This window comes from Acinetobacter sp. USHLN143 (genome assembly GCF_037145695.1).
Classification (GTDB): Bacteria; Pseudomonadota; Gammaproteobacteria; order Pseudomonadales; family Moraxellaceae; genus Acinetobacter; species Acinetobacter fasciculus.
Genome location: NZ_JBBCWZ010000001.1, coordinates 168,788 through 183,634, shown reverse-complemented (window position 1 = coordinate 183,634; position 14,847 = coordinate 168,788). Strand labels below are relative to the sequence as shown.

At 41.9% G+C, this 14,847-nt stretch carries 14 protein-coding genes; 6 read left to right on the top strand and 8 right to left on the bottom strand.

Translation table 11 applies throughout. The features are described 5' to 3' along the window. Positions 1-51 precede the first annotated feature (51 nt). On the top strand, positions 52-825 hold the full coding sequence (locus WFH18_RS00885) for a M48 family metallopeptidase (protein ID WP_164543058.1): 774 nt from the start codon (positions 52-54) through the stop codon (positions 823-825). 167 nt (positions 826-992) lie between these two features. On the opposite strand, the gene slyD is transcribed toward WFH18_RS00885, so the two are convergent. The 3 genes from slyD to WFH18_RS00870 form a co-directional block, all read right to left on the bottom strand. Continuing rightward, positions 993-1,475, bottom strand: a complete 483-nt coding sequence (slyD, locus tag WFH18_RS00880) for a peptidylprolyl isomerase (protein WP_004278960.1) — start codon at positions 1,473-1,475, stop codon at positions 993-995. 136 nt (positions 1,476-1,611) lie between these two features. After that, a complete protein-coding gene (locus WFH18_RS00875) occupies positions 1,612-2,898 on the bottom strand; it encodes an NAD(P)/FAD-dependent oxidoreductase (RefSeq protein ID WP_336754556.1) in 1,287 nt (428 codons plus the stop codon). A gap of 250 nt (positions 2,899-3,148) precedes the next feature. Next, on the bottom strand, positions 3,149-4,462 hold the full coding sequence (locus WFH18_RS00870; RefSeq protein ID WP_005263415.1) for a D-alanyl-D-alanine carboxypeptidase PBP6B: 1,314 nt from the start codon (positions 4,460-4,462) through the stop codon (positions 3,149-3,151). 175 nt (positions 4,463-4,637) lie between these two features. On the opposite strand from WFH18_RS00870, the gene WFH18_RS00865 reads away from it, so the two are divergent. Then, on the top strand, positions 4,638-6,341 hold the full coding sequence (locus tag WFH18_RS00865) for a M61 family metallopeptidase (protein ID WP_005265747.1): 1,704 nt from the start codon (positions 4,638-4,640) through the stop codon (positions 6,339-6,341). A 76-nt stretch (positions 6,342-6,417) separates the two neighbouring features. Here the strand turns inward: WFH18_RS00865 and paaI are convergent, their stop codons facing one another. Beyond that, positions 6,418-6,810 carry a hydroxyphenylacetyl-CoA thioesterase PaaI gene (gene paaI, locus WFH18_RS00860; RefSeq protein ID WP_004645544.1) on the bottom strand — a complete coding sequence of 131 codons (393 nt, stop codon included), beginning with the start codon at positions 6,808-6,810 and terminating at the stop codon, positions 6,418-6,420. Between the two features lie 399 nt (positions 6,811-7,209). On the opposite strand from paaI, the gene WFH18_RS00855 reads away from it, so the two are divergent. After that, positions 7,210-8,025, top strand: coding sequence for a DUF2971 domain-containing protein (locus WFH18_RS00855; protein WP_322111760.1), 816 nt, complete (start codon positions 7,210-7,212; stop codon positions 8,023-8,025). A 27-nt stretch (positions 8,026-8,052) separates the two neighbouring features. On the opposite strand, the gene uraH is transcribed toward WFH18_RS00855, so the two are convergent. Next, the gene (gene uraH / locus WFH18_RS00850; protein WP_005265745.1) at positions 8,053-8,448 is read right to left on the bottom strand and encodes a hydroxyisourate hydrolase; all 396 of its coding nucleotides are present in this window, start codon (positions 8,446-8,448) and stop codon (positions 8,053-8,055) included. 117 nt (positions 8,449-8,565) lie between these two features. Further along, positions 8,566-9,354 (bottom strand): rRNA large subunit pseudouridine synthase E, encoded by a 789-nt coding sequence (locus WFH18_RS00845; protein WP_005263396.1) that lies wholly within the window; start codon positions 9,352-9,354, stop codon positions 8,566-8,568. A 194-nt stretch (positions 9,355-9,548) separates the two neighbouring features. On the opposite strand from WFH18_RS00845, the gene icd reads away from it, so the two are divergent. The 3 genes from icd to WFH18_RS00830 all read left to right on the top strand — a co-directional run bounded on the left by icd (position 9,549) and on the right by WFH18_RS00830 (position 11,935). Continuing rightward, a complete protein-coding gene (gene icd, locus WFH18_RS00840; RefSeq protein ID WP_005263395.1) occupies positions 9,549-10,805 on the top strand; it encodes an NADP-dependent isocitrate dehydrogenase in 1,257 nt (418 codons plus the stop codon). Between the two features lie 297 nt (positions 10,806-11,102). Beyond that, positions 11,103-11,234 (top strand): hypothetical protein, encoded by a 132-nt coding sequence (locus tag WFH18_RS00835; protein ID WP_004645538.1) that lies wholly within the window; start codon positions 11,103-11,105, stop codon positions 11,232-11,234. A gap of 143 nt (positions 11,235-11,377) precedes the next feature. Then, the gene (locus tag WFH18_RS00830; RefSeq protein ID WP_005263394.1) at positions 11,378-11,935 is read left to right on the top strand and encodes a M23 family metallopeptidase; all 558 of its coding nucleotides are present in this window, start codon (positions 11,378-11,380) and stop codon (positions 11,933-11,935) included. Here WFH18_RS00830 and WFH18_RS00825 read toward each other — a convergent pair. Then, positions 11,914-13,125: a YbfB/YjiJ family MFS transporter gene (locus tag WFH18_RS00825; RefSeq protein ID WP_005263393.1), complete on the bottom strand. Its 1,212-nt coding sequence runs from the start codon at positions 13,123-13,125 to the stop codon at positions 11,914-11,916. The genes WFH18_RS00830 and WFH18_RS00825 overlap by 22 nt on opposite strands. Before the next feature lie 212 nt (positions 13,126-13,337). After that, positions 13,338-14,768 carry a pyridoxal phosphate-dependent aminotransferase gene (locus WFH18_RS00820; protein WP_336754555.1) on the bottom strand — a complete coding sequence of 477 codons (1,431 nt, stop codon included), beginning with the start codon at positions 14,766-14,768 and terminating at the stop codon, positions 13,338-13,340. Positions 14,769-14,847: the final 79 nt, after the last annotated feature.

The window sequence follows — 14,847 nt, the reverse complement described above, 5'->3', positions numbered from 1 at the left end:
TATAATTTTTACAATGTAAATTGCCCTTGAGCCAAGGTGGAGTAAATTATAATGAAGAATAAACTTTTATTGAGTATGGCTGCTGCTACAGTCGTCACATTATCAGGTTGTACCACCATTGCCGATATGGCAGGGGCAGATACTGCGACCTTAAATGCATCTGCGAGCCAAAGCTATAATGCCATGGTCAATGATGCGAAGAACAAAGGTCAACTGGATACCAGTTCAGCGACCTATAAACGGATTAATAATGTATTTAACCGTTTGAAACCGGTTGCTAACCAGATGAATCAAACCGGTACGGCATTCCAGTGGCAATTGGCTGTGCTCAAATCTGACCAGGTTAACGCCTTTGTTGTGCCAGGTGGTAAGGTTGTATTCTATACGGGTATCGTGAATAAACTGAATCTGACCGATGCTGAAATTGCAGCGATTATGGGTCATGAAATGGTGCATGCTTTAGAAGAGCATTCTAAGCAGAAAATCGGTGCTCAGGCCCTGACTGATCTGGCCTTGGGTATCGGCTTGAATGCAGCAGGTGTGGGTCAAGGTGGTGCTGCAGCCGCACAATTGGGTAGTCAGATCGGAATTGGCTTGCCATACTCGCGTAATCTGGAAAGCCGTGCTGACCAAGGTGGTTTAATGCTGATGGCGCGCGCAGGTTATAACCCGAATGCAGCCATTACCCTGTGGGAAAAAATGAACAAACTCGGTGGCAGCAGTGGTGCAACCTTCCTGTCTACGCATCCATCGAATAGCCAGCGTATTGGACAAATGCGTCAACAGTTGCCAGCAGCCATGCAGATTTATAACCAAAACAAATAATCCACTAATCATCCTGTAAAAGGAGATCTTGATCGGATTGGAAAGGCAGGGCAATGGCTCTGCTTTTTTTTATAGCTAATTGGGTGATTAATATTCTACGGGCTATTTTCAGGCAATAAAAAAGGCAAAGTCAGACTTTGCCTTTTTTCACTCAAGATCATAAGATCTTAGTGTTGGTGACCGCCTACACCGTGTACGTGACCGTGATCTAATTCTTCTTGAGAAGCTTCACGAACAGATACGATTTCAACTTCGAAAGTCAGGTCTTGACCAGCAAGTGGGAAGTTAGCATCAACAACAACATTGTCGCCTTCAACTGCTTTAACAGTTACGATTTGCACGCCGTCATCAGTTTGAGCTTGGAACTGCATGCCTGCCTGAATGTTGTCTACGCCTTGGAACATTTGCGCAGGAACTTCTTGAACTAGGTCAGGGTTGTATTCGCCATAACCTTCAGCAGCAGGAACGTTTACAGTGAATTTTTCACCTACAGTTTTGCCTTCTAACGCATTTTCTAAACCTGGGATGATGTTACCTGCACCGTGCAAATAGGCAAGTGGTTCACCTTGAGATTGGTCGAGAGTTTCACCCTCTGCGTTAGTCAATGTGTAGTGGAAAGAAACCACGAGGTTATTTGCAATAGCAGTCATGTTAATTGATCCATTCAATTTTTTAAGGGTACATCATAAAGTGAAATTGCATTTTTGTAGACTAAAATTAGCAAAAAAACGCAATTTGACAATTTTGTTGACGATTTTTTCATTGATTGGGCCAAATTCTGGAATTTCAATGCAATTTCAGCTTTGGAGAAATTTTTCGTGTAACAAAATCTTTTGCAGTCAGAATGCCGGCATGCGCATAACCATGAATGGTCGCCTGATGAATTCGGTATAAAGAAACGTACATTGACTTGGCAACAAAGCCTTGAACATTCACCTGACCGAGCAACTCGCCGACGGCTTTATTCTGGCTTAAGGAAATCAGTGAACCTTTGTCAGAAAATTTAAACATCGGTAAATAGTTTTCTTCATTGACACGCGCTTTCAAGGCATTCGCCAGAAAATTGGCCTGTTGGCTAGCCACTTGTGCACGTGGACCCAAGACTGGTTCATCTGCAGCAGGCTGGCAGTGTGCACAGTCACCAAAAGCAAAAATGTCTGGATCAGATTTGGTTTGCAGGGTGGAGTAGACTTTCAACCGGTGAATATTGTCTTTTTCCATATCTTGCAGTTGTGCCAAGACTTCAGGTGCTTTGATGCCTGCAGCCCAGACTTTAATCTCGGCATCCAGACTTGAGCCATCTGCAAAATAAATCTTGTCTTCATCAATCTTGGCCACGCGGTGACTGGTCAAAACCTCAATGCCAAATTTTTCCAGCTGTTGCATGGTATGTTCGGCGACTTTCGGCGAGAGTGCAGTCAGAATACGATCCGCCGCTTCAATCAGGGTAATTTTGACTTTATTTGGGTCGACCTTGTTTAAGCCATATTTAAAGAAATTGTGTTTGGCTTCCACCAGTTCAGCTGCCAGTTCTACTCCGGTTGCACCGGCGCCAATAATCGCGATATTCAGTTCACGGCTCGAAGCTTCATGTTGAGCATTCAAGTAGAGATGCAACAGATCCTGCTGAAAGATATCAGCTTGTGGACGGCTGTCGAGAAAATGACAGAACTGTTTGACGCCTTCGGTATTAAAGTCATTCGAGGTAGAACCCAAGGCCAGTACCAGGGTGTCATAGTCGATGCGCTGGTTCTTCTTGGCTTGGGCTTTTTTGGAGAAATATTCTGTTTCTACCACAATCTGTTTCGCTTCACGATCCAGACCGGTAAATGTCCCCAAGACAAATTCATAATGATGTGCGGCTGAATGGGCAAAATAATTAGTTTCTTCTTCATGTGGATTTAAGGTGCCTGCGGCAACTTCATGCAGCAGCGGTTTCCAAATGTGTGTCAGTTTTTGATCGACCAGAATAATCTGGGCTTTACCGCTTTTACCCAAGCTCTCACCCAGCTGAGTCGCCAGTTCCAGACCACCGGCACCACCACCCACAATCACGATTTTATGTGCTGTCATATATGATTAACCTGTTTATTTTTTTAATAAAAATAAGAGAAATAGAGAGAAAATATACTATGGCATGCACTAAAACGCGTCTTGATTAAAATTGTTATACAAATTACAAAACGTAGCAATTCTGTGAGAGCAGGTAAGTATCGCTGCTTTGAGGAAGCAAGGGGAGAGCGAGATTGATAAAGGGAATCTGCTAGAAGATCAGAGAGGAGATCTTCTAGCTTAAAGAAAAGTGACTTGAGATGTAGCGCTATTATCTATCTAAAGGATAAAGCTTTACGCTTGGTGTATTGTCTGAAAATAAACCGAATAAGCCTTGTAGCCAGCTAAAGAACTTCTGAAACAGATTGGCTTCTTCAATTTCGACATGATCTTCAATTTGAATGGTGCGAATCAACTGATTATTCTGATAAACCTGAATGGTCGCCAAAGGCATCATGGTCGCCAAAGGTGCAATGAGTTCAGATGCTTTCACTTCAACATTGATATGAGTCTGAGTTTCCTGTAATGGCTCGATACTTTTTAAAACGCCATCACCTGTATTCAGCATGACACGCTGTTGGGTTTGATCAAACTGGTTCAGGTCAATGCTGTAGCCCTGATCATATAAAGAAGTGGTAATGATCTGCGGTTGCTTGGTTTGCACCTTAAACATTTTTAAAGTGGATTTAATCACAGGCAATTCAGCCAGTAGCTGTTGATCTTTGATCGCCACTTCATTGCGGGTATAGGTATAAGCCAGATTCATCAGCTTATGTGATACTTCAGCGCGTTTTGCTGCACTTTTAGTACCCAGCACCACCACAATCAGACGGCGATTTGGCATTTCAAAATCTGCGGTGACGCGATTGGCTGTCAGCGCCAGATTATAGCCCGCTGCACGGGTAAAACCGGTTTTTAAACCATCTACTGTAGGATCGACCTGAAGCACACGGTTGGTCGCACGATGAAAATGCTGATTGTAGGTAAAGCTTGGCTGCTTGGAATAATACAGATAATCCGGAGTTTCATTCACCACCGCCATAGACAGTCTGGCTAAATCGGCGGCAGTCGAATAATGCTCAGGCATGGTAATACCGGCCGGATTCTGGAAATTGGTATGTTGCATGCCCAGTGCTTTGGCTTCCTGATTCATACGTTCAACAAACTGCGGAATACCACCCGAAATTTTCTCAGCCAGCGTCACCGCGGCATCATTGGCAGACATGATAATTAAGCCCGCCAGAAGCTGATCGACTGAAATCAGATCACCTTCTTTCAGGTACATCTGTGACTCATCCCACATCACGGTTTTAACCACAGAGGTCGCGGTTAACACTTCATTTTTATTTAATTTTCCGGCCTCAATTTCCTTTAAGGCAATATAAGCCACCATCATTTTGGTCAGCGAAGCCGGAGCACGCTGAACGTCGGCATTGTGCTCTGCAATGACTTGACCAGACTGTGAATCCAGAATGGTCCAGGCTTCAGCTTCAACGCTTTCAGGCACAATATTGAGTAGGGCAGCATGTGAAAATGCAGAAATAAATAAACTGAATACCGCAATCAGTGAGATGATGTATTTCAATGGTGTTCCTTGATAACCCGCTGGGTGTTGAACGATTTAATTTTCACGCATGCTATGCCTTTTTTATACAGATAGCTAGTCGTAAATGTAGACAAATAAGACAGCTAAACCATACTGGCTTAAAAAATGCTAAGCTAAGCTATATCTCATTTATTTTAATTTTATATCGTTCATTATGTTGCATTATCAAATTGAATTTGACGATTATCGTCAGCATCTTATTCACGTGACTGTTCGTTTTCTTGCGGACCCAACCCAAGTCCTGTCATTGCCGACCTGGATTCCGGGAAGCTATCTGATCCGGGAATTTTCCAAGCACATTGAAGCAGTTAAAGCCTATGATGAAGATGGGCGCCAGTTACAGATCCAGAAATTTGAAAAGAACAAATGGCGTTTATTCAATACTGATCATGAACTGATTACAGTGGAATATGATGTCTATGCCTATGATCTGTCCGTTCGTGGTGCATATGTGGATCAAAATCGTCTCTACGTGAACCCGGCTTGTGCATGTTTAGGGCTAGAAGGTCAGGAAAATAAAGAAATTGAACTGGAAATTTTCCTGCCAGATGAATTAAAGCATTTTCAGCTGGCAACCGGTATGCAAGCCAAAAGTCTGGTCAAAGGCCGTTTCACGCTCAAAGCCAAAAACTATGCCGAATTGATTGACGCACCATTTGAGCTGGCAGAACAAACCCGTTTCAGTTTTGAAGCAAATGGCATTCCACATGAATTTGTGGTCTCAGGTAAACATGCCATGAATGCCGCGCGTATGCAGCAGGACATTGAAAAAATCTGTGCCACAGAAATTTCAATGTTTGGTTCAGCGCCGTTTACAGACTATACCTTTATGACCATGGCAACCGGCAATAGCTATGGCGGTTTGGAGCATCCAAATTCTACCAGCCTGATTTCACCGCGTGATGACTTGCCGAAAGCCAATGAACCTGAAGAACCGTCGAAAGATTATCAGCGTTTCCTCGGCTTATGTAGCCATGAATATTTCCATTCCTGGTTGGTGAAATTCATTCGCCCTGAAAACTTTGTTAACTATGATTTAAACAGAGAAGGCTATACCTCTCTGTTATGGATCTTTGAAGGTTTTACCTCTTATTACGATGATTTGATTTTGCTGCGCAGTGGCGTGATTAATCAGGAATCGTATATTGCTTTGTTAAAAGCACAGATTGACCGTTATTTACAAAATCCAGGGCGTGCGATTCAGTCAGTGTCTGAATCCAGTTTTGATGCCTGGGTGAAATTCTATCGTCAGGATGAAAACTCGAATAATGCGGGTACCAGCTATTACAACAAAGGTTGTTTAGTTGCATTGTGCCTAGACTTAGGTCTGCGTTTACGTGGTTCAAGTCTGGATGCCCTGATGCGTCGTTTGTATGAAAACGCTCAGAAGGGTGTTCAGGTACATGAACGGACAATCTTTGAATTATGCAAAGAGCTGACTGGTGATGATTGGTCAGAACAGATTAATCACTTGATCAATACCACAGATGAATTGCCGCTTGATCAGCTCTTCCCTGAGTTTGGTATGGGTTATAGCCTGAAAAATGACAAGTCTTTGCCATTCGGTCTAAAGCTGGCAGATAAGCCGGAAGGTGTGCTGGTTCAATCTGCGCGTCGTGATAGTGCCGCTGTGCTCGCTGGCCTTTCTGCCAATGATGTCATTATTGCAATTGATGGCTTAAAAGCAACGACCAAACTCATTGAAAGCTATGCAAAACAGCAAGGTATTTTTACGGTACATGCATTCCGTCGTGATGAAATGATGACCTTCGACGTTCAAGCCGCGGGTTCTGAACTGACCGAAGTGGAATTGAAAGTGGAAGATCCGGCTAAAGTCGAGAAATGGCTTAAAGCTTAAAGCTTCACTTGTTCGTCATTTAAAAAAACCGGTGCATAGTCACCGGTTTTTTATTGCATTAAATTTTGAGAAAAAATTATTTAATGATCAGTCGTGATGTGCCACGGAATTCTGCCACAATTTGATTATGTTGATTCATCACCTGAATATCATAAATGCCACTACGGCCACTGCTGGCTTTGTGTTCAGCTACAGCAGTCAGTGTGTCGCCAAGCAAGCCCGGTTTTAAATAATGAATACCGCAATGTTGACCAACTGCCGGATGTTCACCGGTATTGCAGGCAATTGCAAAAGCTGCATCTGCCAGTGCGAAAATCACGGCACCGTTACAGGTCTGATGACCCTGTAAATGCTGTTCAGTCACCTTTAATTCGATCTTTGCATAATTGTGGTTATAAGAAACCAGATGAGCACCAAGATGCTGAATTAACCGGTCCTGATTAAACATCTGGCTGACTTGCTGATCCATTACAAAACTCCTTTTAAGATACGTTTTATTTTAAATTATTAAATATATGAATCATAAATAGCATTAGATAGTCAGAATGACAAGAGGGCAGAGTTAAAAATCTTGTTTGCACACATAAGAAAAAGCAGGTAAAACCTATATTTAGGTATGGGTTTTGTATTGGATAAAATGAAATTATATAAATATAGATATGGTTCAAAACGTGATTTGGAAGCTTTACAGAAAAATTATTTTTATGCTCCACATTCGACACAGCTGAATGATTCATCTGAGAATCTATTCAGTGAAAAAGACATTCATAAAGTATTTGAGCTGTTTCATAATATATTTGGTTCTTCGACTTCTGATATTAGGAAAGAATTTGATTAACTATGTCAAAAAGTTAGGAAGGAGGTCGGGATTTACTCTCTAAGTCGAATTCAAAAGGACGAATTACTTTGGGCATATTATGCCGATTCACATACTGGATTCTGTATTGAATATGATTTTGAAAAGCTTGATGAGCTGAGACCTATAAGTGCTGCGTTTGAGATTGATTATGCTGAACAAAGACCAGAGTTGAAGTTTGATCATGTATTCAAAAATGGAGCGACAGCTGTGGAAAAATTATTGCGAGTTACAACAGGGACTAAATCTATAAAATGGCGACACGAAGAAGAGTACAGGATTTGTATCGAACCTTTTGGTAGATTTAACTATGATTATAGGGCAGTGAAAGCAATCTACTTCGGAATGAGGATGCCTAAATCAAAAATTGATCTCGTAAAAAACAACAATAAATTGCCGGATTCTTATGCAACAGTATGCCAACAGCAAGTCATAGAAGTATTGAAAGGAAGAGGTATTAAGTATTATCAAATGAAATTAAAATCGGATAGTTATGAGTTTGATTGTTATGAGATAGCAGATATTTATCAAGATGCTCAAAAATACAAAGACAAAGTTCATCTAATTTCAAAGAATTTGATTGACTATAATGACTATGGTCGAGGGGTTGAAAGAGGTTATTTTGATAAGGTTGCAGACATCATTAGTAAAGAACCATATTTTTATGAGCTAAATAGTATCCATATCTCGAAGGAAGAATCGATTAAGAAAAATCAGCCTGTTATCTTCGCAGGATTTTTTTATGAAAAGAATAATTTACGCCAAATTAAAAGATATTTCACTTTGGATGAAGTCAATGAAAAATATAGCCTTTTGAATATGGGTTAAAAATTTGGTGACAACATGTCCTACATTTTAATTCCCCCGATACGTCGAATACCCATAAGAACTTAATAGCAGTGGAATATGGTAGTGCTCTAAAGCACCATCAATCACAAAAACCACCGGTACTTCAGGGAAGAACGTCCGTTGATTATTGGCCTTAAACCAATCACCCGTTTTAAACGTTACTTTATAAACGCCTTTTTGTAACGCGGTGTCTTTAGGATAAAATTCTTTAATACGACCATTACTGTCTGTCTTGGCTTCATTGAGCTTTACCCATTTCTCACCTTGCTGAGCTTCTAGGGTGACCGTGACATTAGCAGAGGGTAGGCCAGTTTCTTGATTAAGCACATGAACACTTAGTGGATTGGCAAAGCTAAAAGTTGAAAGGGAAGTCGCAGCTAAAGCACAAATTATTCTTTTCATGAGACTCATCGTAAAATGAACACTTCAATTGATTCTAATAGACTGAAAAATAAAAAATATTGAAGTTATGTAATAAAAAAAGCCCACCGAAGTGAGCTTGATTAAATCTATTCAAACTTAGCCACGACCGCGACCGCGACCACGTGGTGCTTTGGTATTTGGACGAGTTGTGCCATTGGTCTTACGACGCGGCTTTTCACTTTCATCCATTTGCCAGATACGTTTGGTGCCAGACTTTTTCACAGAACCATCTTTATTTTTACGAACCATTGGCTTACCACCCGTACCACCCGGCTTTTTAACATAAGAGCGTGAACGGTATGGTTCTTCCGCAGGAACATTCTGAAAGTCTGGATAAAGTAAGGGTTCAATTTCTCTGGTTTCGCCCGGTTGCAATCCCATACGAACCAAATCAATCTCACCAATTTTGGTACGGATCAAACGCAGTGTAGGGAAGCCGACAGCAGATGTCATACGACGAATCTGACGGTTACGACCTTCACAGATCGAAATCTCAACCCAAGACGTTGGAACAGAGGCACGGAAACGTACAGGAGGATTACGCTCCCATAACCATTCAGGTTCAGATACTTTTTCAGCACGTGCAGGAAGCGTCATGCCATCTTTCAGTTCAACGCCTTTACGAAGCTGTTCTAGTGCTTCTTCGGTCACATCACCTTCAACTTGCACCATATAAGTTTTAAACTTTTTATTGGCAGGATTGGTGATATATTGGTTGAGACCACCGTGATCGGTGAGGAAAACCAGACCTTCTGAGTCCATGTCCAAACGGCCAGCAAGACGTAAATCTTTGTTGTTGACAAAATCAGCCATGGTTGGGTGCTTTTCATCCGCACGGAATTGGGAGAGGACGTCATAAGGTTTGTTTAGAATGACGATTTTCATAGGAAATAACTTCTATAATTACATTAATTTAAAAAATGTAGAGGTTTATTTAAAAGGGAAATTTAGTTATTTCCCGTATAAATCTCAAAAACAACAAATCTGGATTAGAATATTATGCGTTAAGAACAGTTGAAAGTATTGCCTAATCGGCAATTATTTTAGATTTGTCAGCGGCATCCGGGAGAATACTAATAATGGGATATCAAAAAATCGTAGTACCTGTGGATGGTACCAAAATTACCGTTAATGCAGACCTGTCACTCAACGTACCAAATAATCCAATTATCCCATTTATCGAAGGGGATGGAATCGGTGCAGATATTACACCAACAATGCGAACTGTGGTAGATGCTGCTGTGCAAAAAGCATACGCCGGGAAGCGTTCCATCGAATGGATGGAAGTCTACTGCGGTGAAAAAGCTGACAAAATTTACGGCACCTATATGCCTGAAGAAACTCTCGAAGCACTGCGCGATTATGTGATATCGATTAAAGGTCCACTGACCACGCCAGTCGGTGGTGGTATTCGTTCCTTGAATGTGGCTTTACGTCAGGAACTGGATTTATATGTCTGTGTACGTCCGGTGCGCTGGTTTGAAGGGGTACCTTCGCCAGTACATAATCCGGAACTGACCGACATGGTGATTTTCCGTGAGAATTCAGAAGATATTTATGCCGGTATTGAATGGAAAGCAGATTCTCCGGAAGCGAAAAAAGTTATCAAGTTTCTGAAAGAAGAAATGGGTGTAACCAACATCCGCTTTGAAGACAATTGTGGAATCGGAATCAAACCTGTCTCCAAAGAAGGTAGCCAGCGTCTGGTGCGTAAAGCGATTCAGTTCGCCATCGAAAATGACAAGCCTAGTGTGACTTTGGTACACAAAGGCAATATCATGAAATACACTGAAGGGGCATTTAAAGAGTGGGGCTATGAAGTCGCGCTGGAACGTTTCGGCGGTGAGCTTTTAGATGGTGGTCCGTGGGTTAAAATCAAAAATCCAAGAACAGGCAAAGACATTATTATTAAAGATGTCATTGCCGATGCCTTCTTGCAGCAAATTTTGATGCGCCCGGCGGATTATTCTGTGATTGCGACACTCAACTTAAATGGTGACTATATTTCTGATGCGCTGGCTGCGGAAGTCGGTGGGATCGGAATTGCACCAGGTGCCAATATTGGCGGTTCGATTGCAGTTTATGAAGCAACCCACGGTACAGCACCTAAATATGCTGGACAGGATAAAGTAAACCCGGGTTCGATTATTTTGTCTGCAGAAATGATGTTACGTGATATGGGCTGGATAGAAGCTGCCGACCTGATCATTAAGGGGATTTCGGGTGCGATTGCGGAAAAAACGGTGACTTACGATTTCGAACGCTTGATGCCAGGGGCGACCTTGCTTCGTTGTTCTGAGTTTGGTGAAGCGATTATTGCTAAGATGGATGCCTAAAATTGCGAGGCAATTTATGAGTTAAAGCCCGCAGTAATTGCGGGTTTTTTATAGTTTTATTTTCAGAAAAAGTCTGAACAGCTAAGAGCTAAACGTTAAAATAAGTATCAGGCTGCAAGATCATGTAAGAAGTGTAATGAGCCTAGAAATGATTCGTTCTAAGCTGAATAACTTAGTAAACACTGTATTACATTGACGTATTTGGATACAGCTCAGCGATTGGCTTATTTTGTATAAACGTTACAGTGATGAATGGAACTTCCAGTGAATAGAGACGTTTCTCCAAAGGAGTAAATCATGGCTAAAGCTAAAGCGAGACATAAGCAGGTCCAACAAAAAGACAAGCAGGACAATGCTCAGAATGAAGAGCAGCAACAGCAACAACAGCAACAACCATCGAAACCATCTCGTGCTAAAAAACGTAGATAATCTCCTATCCACCTAAAATAACAAAACCCTCATTTGAGGGTTTTGTTATTTGAACGCTTGTATAAAATCATCACTAAAAATAACAGGATTGTGACTTTAAATTAGGCGGTTGTGATTAAGATAAAAGTCATCTATTTAATTTAATGCGAATATTGGTGAAATTTCTTCGGATTATAAGCTTACTGTTATCTATAGGTTTTCTACTAACTGCCTGTCAGCCACCGCCTTCAGGTGAAGCAGCAGGTTGGAAAAGCCCTTATCTGTATTGGCAATTACAGAGAGCCCAGTTAGAAGCTCCGCTACAGATTCCGGTTGAAGGCGTCAGAGTTGGTCAGATTAATGATACTTGGGGAGCAGCGCGTAGTGACGGTCGTAAACACGAAGGGACGGATATTTTTGCCAAACGCGGTACGCCAGTATTTAGCGCGACCCCAGGGATTGTGCGTAGGATTGGCACCAACAATCTGGGTGGAAAAATCATCTGGGTGACCGGTCCAAATATGAGCCAACATTATTATGCACATCTGGATGACTATGCAGAACATATTCAGGAAGGCGACTGGGTTGAGGCAGGTGAAGTCATCGCTTATGTGGGGAATACAGGTAATGCCAAAAATACCCCGCCGCATTTACATTATGGGATTTATTTAGGTGGGCAAGGAGCAACCAATCCTTATCCTTATTTAGTCCTTTCTCCATGAGCAGACACTGGCTGAGTTTGTTGTTCAGATTTGAGTCTGACAGGACGTGTGTACCAGAACAATTGTAACGTTCCTGATAAAAGAACAAATGTGGCCAGTATGAACTGTTGATGATAGCTCAATCCAAAATATTGCAGCGCACTAAAACTGAGCCCACCGATTAGCTGAATCGAGGCAAAACACAAGGTGGCAATACTCCAGAGCTTTTTATAAGCCAGTCCATACAGTTGCAAAATGGTATAGGAGGTCAGGAACACCACAGCCGGATTTAGCATCCCGGTAAAAAAGGAAGAGCTAAAAGTAAGCAATGGGCTGGCATCTAGGGTTGCAATAAAAATAGCCACAATATAAAGACTATAAAGAATTTTCAGGGCAACAAAATTACCCCATTTTCTGGCCAGTGCATAAGCACTCAAGGCGCCTAAAGCACTACCTAGTCCATACAGAATCCAGTTGAAATTAATCCAGAACAAGCTCAATCCCAACTGCTGGCTTAAATAATCAATCCAGAAGAGTGAATGCGGTATATAAGCGAAAGCACTACAAGCATAAACTGTAAGTAAACTATAAAAGACGCTATTCAGAGATAGATGAGAGGTAACCGCAGGAGCTTGTGCCGACAAATATGGCTTAAATTTCTGAATCAGTAGACTTAAAACGATACAGATAAGCAAAGCAAAACCACATAAGATTAGCCATGCAGTCTGTATGGAAATTTGATCCAGATAAGGCAGAAACAGGGTCGCAATTAAAACGCCTAGTCCAATCCCACTAAAACCAATAAAGTTGATTTTAAGACGGTCTTGAAGTTCACAGCACTGTGCAACCACACTCGGCGATAAGATCATCATCAGTCCACCGCTGATCCCGGAAATAATCCGCCAAGCGATATACCATACTTCAGAAAAACCAGAAAATGCACAGCACATCAGGCTGAGCATACCGGCAAAGGCTGAAATTTGAATATAGGTACTCATGCTGCGGTCTTGAGGCAGACGCATGGCCGTAAATGCACCGATTAAATAACCCAGCAAATTGGCACTGCCCAAGAGACTGGCAAAATCTGTACTCCAGCCAAAGGCTTCGCGTGTGCCAGGTAACAACGCGGTGTAAGAGAAACGAAGAATGCCAATGCCCAAGCACATACTAAGACAGAGAAACAGGCTGAGCTTCATTGTGTTTGAGGACATCCGTGTACTCATAGAATTTTATATTTGATCAAAAAATAACATGAATCTTCATGATTGAGGGGAAATTGCCTGAGAAGAAACCATTGAGTGCAGAAATTTGCTCAAAGAAACCGGTATGATTTTTAAGATTTCATCAGTCAAAAGCCTGAATTTTTTCAGAGAAATAAAAAACCGCGTATCAACGCGGTTTTTTATATTGTCTATTTCAAGAATTAACGCATCTTGGCCAGGAAACGGCCAACACGGGTAATGGCTTCACGCAGTTCATTTTCAGCCGGCAGGAACACTACACGGAAATGATCCGGTGTTGGCCAGTTAAAGCCTGTTCCTTGAACCAGAAGTACTTTCTCTGCACGTAACAAATCCAGCATCAGTTTTTCATCGTCCTGAATTGGATACACATTCGGATCCAGTTTCGGGAAGCAATACATTGCGCCTTCAGGTTTGACACAAGACACACCTGGAATCTCGTTCAGCATTTCCCAGGCAATATTGCGCTGTTCATATAAACGCCCACCCGAACGAATCAGGTCGTTAATTGACTGATAACCGCCCAGTGCAGTCTGAATTGCATATTGTGCCTGATGGTTGGCACACAGACGCATCGATGCAAGCATATCCAGACCTTCGATATAGTCTGCTGCACGTGCTTTATTGCCGGTAATGGCCATCCAGCCGGAACGGAAACCAGCAATACGATAGGCTTTAGATAAACCGTTAAACGAAACACAGAGCTGATCGCCAGCCAGAGCTGCTACAGCAACATGCTCAATCCCATCGTAAATAATTTTGTCGTAGATTTCGTCAGCAAATAAAATCAGGTCATATTTCTTGGCCAAGTCGACGATTTGTTGCAACACATGACGTGGGTAAACCGAACCGGTCGGGTTATTCGGGTTGATAATCACAATACCACGGGTATTCGGCGTGATTTTGCTTTCCATATCAGCAATATCTGGATACCAGTGATTTTCTTCATCACATTTATAGTGAATCGCTGTACCTCCAGACAGATTCACTGCCGCCGTCCAGAGTGGATAATCTGGCATTGGAATCAGCATTTCATCGCCATCATCCAGCAGACCCTGCATGGCCATCACGATCAGTTCAGACACACCATTACCGATATAGACGTCATTGACGTGCATATCTAGAATGCCTTTTTGCTGATAATACTGACAGATCGCCTTACGCGCCGGGAAAATCCCTTTGGAATCGGTATAGCCAATCGCATTCGGCAGGTTTAAAGCCACATCGTTGATAATTTCCTGCGGCGCTTCAAAACCGAATGGGGCAGGATTGCCAATATTTAATTTGATAATTTTGTGACCGGCTTCTTCCATCTCGATGGCCGCTCGTAACACAGGTCCGCGAATGTCGTAGCATACATGCTCGAGCTTAGATGATTTCTTGATCTCGCGAGGGGTTTGGAAAGTGTTCGGCATTTTGATGTTCTCGGAAGGAGTGGAGGTCACTTTTGCATAACGATATAAATAACTTTTAAATGTCTCAGTTGTGACTAGATCGAGATCATGTTCATCTCGAAGTAGTGCAACAATTTTTTCATGCGTAAATCCAAGCTGCTGATATTGTTTGATCACAGGCAGCAGATTATTAAAAATTACGCTCTTTTTTTGCGACATTTTTTAATCCTGAGCAAATTTAGAGCTAAGAATACCATTAAATTTGCTCACTAAAAAACATTTAATGTAAAAATTGCTT